We start from the raw sequence: 3,639 nt of genomic DNA, 5'->3' as shown, positions 1-3,639 counted from the left end.
TTTGTTGCTGGCAAAGTTATTCGCCAGGCCCAGTAACCTGCTTATTCTGGATGAACCTACTAATGATTTAGACGTAGAAACACTGGAATTACTCGAAGATATTTTGCAGCAATATCAGGGGACAGTGATTTTAGTCAGTCATGACCGGGAATTTGTTAACAATACGGTAACCAGCTCGCTGTTATTTGCCGGTGGGGGACGCATTATTGAAATTGCCGGCGGCTATGACGATGTGATGGCATATCAAGCCAGACAATTGACGAAAAATGCAACGTCAAAAACAGCCGCATCGTCAGAATCTGTCGCTTTGGATAAGCCCGCTGCAACTGAAGTTAATCCTTTAGTTAAAAATCCGAAGAAGTTATCATACAAAGAAAAGCGTGAACTTGAATTATTACCCCAGCAAATTGAGCAGCTTGATGCTGAGCTCACTGCGCTGCAGCAACAGGTGAATGATCCGGAGTTTTTTAAGCGTAATGCCGCCGACAGTCAACAGACGTTGAACCTACTGCAGCAAACCGAGTCGAAGCTGGCGCAAGCGTATGCACGCTGGGAACAATTAGAAGCATTAAATTCGTAGTACGAAGACGTACATCAGAAGTACATTAGGGGCCTTGAATGAAATTATCTCGAATCAGTTTGGCGGTATTGCCATTACTGACTGCTTTTTCCACTGCTGCCGCCGTTTATCAGGTAGCGGAGCTTGAACCCAATACTATCACCAAGGCAACCTTTGCTGCGGCATTAAATAATCAGGGTAACGCCGTTGTTGCCGGCCAGGGCTATGTGCCAGCTACCGGTGAGGTTAATTTTATTAATTTCCCGCTGGATGTCAGTACGATTAACTTTGAAAGTGAAACAATTACTGACCTGTTAACAGCTGAGCAAATAGAAGATGCCAAGCAGGGCATTGTTGATGCAACGGTATTAAATACGCTGACCCGGTTACTTGCTGGTAATCGTAATTTACGAAATCAACCGGTTGGTAGTGCCGTGGCGATTTGGCAACCCGAAAATGGTTCACCAGCGATCTTACCGCTCAGGGATTCAGCCCTGCTGCGATCTAACTCAGAGTTTATTTACGATCTAAATGCCGACAATGTTGCCGTTGGTTTTGCTTCAGCCCCTTATAGTAAGCAGCAATTTACGCCCGCTCCTGAGGCCGAAGACACTACTACACCCGAAACAATAACAATATGGCAACCAGAGCCGGGCTTTAAGTATGGCGTGGCGGTTACAGATGCAGGCTCAGTGAACCTGCTACCTCCTTATATTGAATTAGGCGGTGGCTTTAGTCAGGCATTTTCAGTGAACAATCAGGCACTGATTGCCGGTTCCGGTTCAGTTGGTTTGGATGAAGAAGCTTTCACCCAGCTTGATACCAATTGTAACGGTGAACAGGAACCTGTCGTGTTCTGTTTAAACCGGGAGCACGAAATACGAACCAGTAGCTTTGCTGATTTAAAATCACAGATTTATCGTAACCAGACTGTGTTTTTAGCAAATGGCTATGCGGAACGGGCCATGTTATGGCAATTGCAGGACGATGGATCGGCAACGGTAAGTCAGACGTTCGGATTTTTGGGGGAAAAAGGAACCGGCGAAGTATATCAACCGGAAAATGATGAACCGGCTTTACGCTATTCGAGCGTGGCTACGGCGGTAAATGATGATGGTTTAGCTGTCGGCTATTCAATTTACAGTGACAGCGACAGACTTATCCGGTTTCGTGACAGTTTTGGCAGGGAATTCAGCCGGATCTATACAGCACCGCATGCAAGTGTATTTCGCCAAGGTGAGGTAAGCGGCATTGTGGATCCGTCACAATATTTAGCAAGTATTGCCATTGATATTAATAACAGCAATATTGTCACCGGATATGCTGTCAAAACCATAAACGGGGCACGACGCGACAAGTTTTTTTATTATGACGTGGCGGCCAATAACTTAGTTTTCCCGGCAGATTTTTTTATCAGTTCTTCATCGGTTCCCTCTGCCATTAATGATAACGGCCAGATAGTCGGTCGTGCCGAAATTATTATTGGCGGTACTACCGACCGGCGCCAGCATGGCTTTGTTTATGACATCACCAGTGATACGTTCCGTGATTTAAACAAACTGGTATCCTGTAATGCAGATTTCACAATAGTTGATGCCAAGGCTATTAATAACAATGGTGAAATCCTGGCAACTGTTATTAAACAGATGCCGCGGCTTGATGCCAAAGGTCAGCCGATACTGGATGACAGTGGAAATCCGGTAATGACAGCCCAGGCCAAAGCGGTAAAGTTATTGCCGATAGCGAATGGCCAGCAGGAAAACTGCGATACCGAGCAAAATACTTATGAGCGTAAAGCTGGTGGTCTGGGTAGTGCCGGGCTGTTACTGCTAGCCGGTTTTGGTTTATTATTTCGCCGCAGACGCTAATTTCTATTAACTTTGCTGTGACCTTTATTAAAAGCTGCTTCGGCAGCTTTTTTGATTGTGCCGACCCAGGCAAAAAAATGGTTATCAAAATATTTTTTTAAGCGTAATAAAATATAAATAAAAATGTTTTTAAAAGGCAAACAACTTCAGCTTGTTAGCTTTTGTCAAGCAGTATATCCGCTAATTTCATTTGAACCTTCTGTCGTCGTCAGCTATCACTTAATTTGTACAGTGGCGTGGTTTGCGCAGTGCATCATCAGGCCTGATAAAAACGTCCGCTGTACTGTTAATTAATAAAAATGTTGAGGAAGACTGCCGTATGAAAAGACAAAAACGTGATCGTCTGGAACGTGCTCATGCTCAAGGTTATCGTGCCGGCGTTACCGGACGCTCCAAAGAAATTTGTCCCTATCAAAATTTAGATGCCCGTTCACAATGGCTTGGAGGTTGGCGGGAAGCAATGGAAGACCGTAATGTCGGTTTATTTAACAAAGGCCTTTAACCCTTCACCGAACTCATATTAGTATTTAAAATAATAAACCCCGCTAAGCAGCGGGGTTTGTTTTAGCGACAACGGTTAAATCAGAAACTTGATGTATCCTGAAACAAGCCTACTTTCAGATCAGTAGCGGCATAAATATCACGGCCATCAACACTGACAACACCATCACCAATACCCATGTAGAGTTTTCTTTTGATGACCCGTTTCATGTTAATGGTATAGGTTACTTTTTTGGCAGTAGGTAAAACCTGCCCGGTGAATTTCACTTCGCCTACGCCCAATGCTCTGCCTTTACCCGGGCCGCCGCACCAGCCCAGAAAAAAACCAACTAATTGCCACATTGCGTCAAGCCCCAAACAACCAGGCATGACCGGATCACCTTTGAAGTGGCAGGCAAAAAACCAAAGATCAGGGCTGATATCCAGCTCTGCAATGATCTGACCTTTGCCGTACAGACCGCCTTCTTCGCAAATATGGATGATCCGATCCATCATCAGCATATTGTCTGATGGTAACTGGCTGTTACCCGGACCGAATAAATCACCATTTGCACAGGCGATTAAATCTTCTTTTGTAAAGCTATTCTTAGTCATGTATGTTTAACCCATTATAAATGCTGCGTCACTTTAGCGAACACTTGTACGCCAGACAAGTCCGATTTGTCGGTTCGCTTTGATTTTCACTGTGTCTGCTAAGCGTAGGTGCGCAGC

At 44.8% G+C, this 3,639-nt stretch carries 3 protein-coding genes and 1 pseudogene; 3 read left to right on the top strand and 1 reads right to left on the bottom strand.

The genetic code is table 11. The features are described 5' to 3' along the window. From R3177_RS13890 to rmf, 3 genes and pseudogenes are all read left to right on the top strand, one after another. Positions 1-580: pseudogene (locus R3177_RS13890) on the top strand (ABC transporter ATP-binding protein); the annotation flags it as partial. 38 nt (positions 581-618) lie between these two features. Continuing rightward, a complete protein-coding gene (locus R3177_RS13885) occupies positions 619-2,427 on the top strand; it encodes a DUF3466 family protein (protein ID WP_318971611.1) in 1,809 nt (602 codons plus the stop codon). Positions 2,428-2,746: 319 nt separating this feature from the next. Continuing rightward, a complete protein-coding gene (gene rmf, locus R3177_RS13880; RefSeq protein WP_019674311.1) occupies positions 2,747-2,929 on the top strand; it encodes a ribosome modulation factor in 183 nt (60 codons plus the stop codon). Between the two features lie 80 nt (positions 2,930-3,009). On the opposite strand, the gene fabA is transcribed toward rmf, so the two are convergent. Continuing rightward, a complete protein-coding gene (gene fabA / locus R3177_RS13875) occupies positions 3,010-3,522 on the bottom strand; it encodes a bifunctional 3-hydroxydecanoyl-ACP dehydratase/trans-2-decenoyl-ACP isomerase (protein ID WP_318971610.1) in 513 nt (170 codons plus the stop codon). Between the last annotated feature and the right edge of the window lie 117 nt (positions 3,523-3,639).

The sequence above is a fragment of the Arsukibacterium sp. genome, from assembly GCF_033722355.1.
GTDB lineage: Bacteria > Pseudomonadota > Gammaproteobacteria > Enterobacterales > Alteromonadaceae > Alishewanella.
This window is presented reverse-complemented; position numbering and strand designations above follow the sequence as displayed.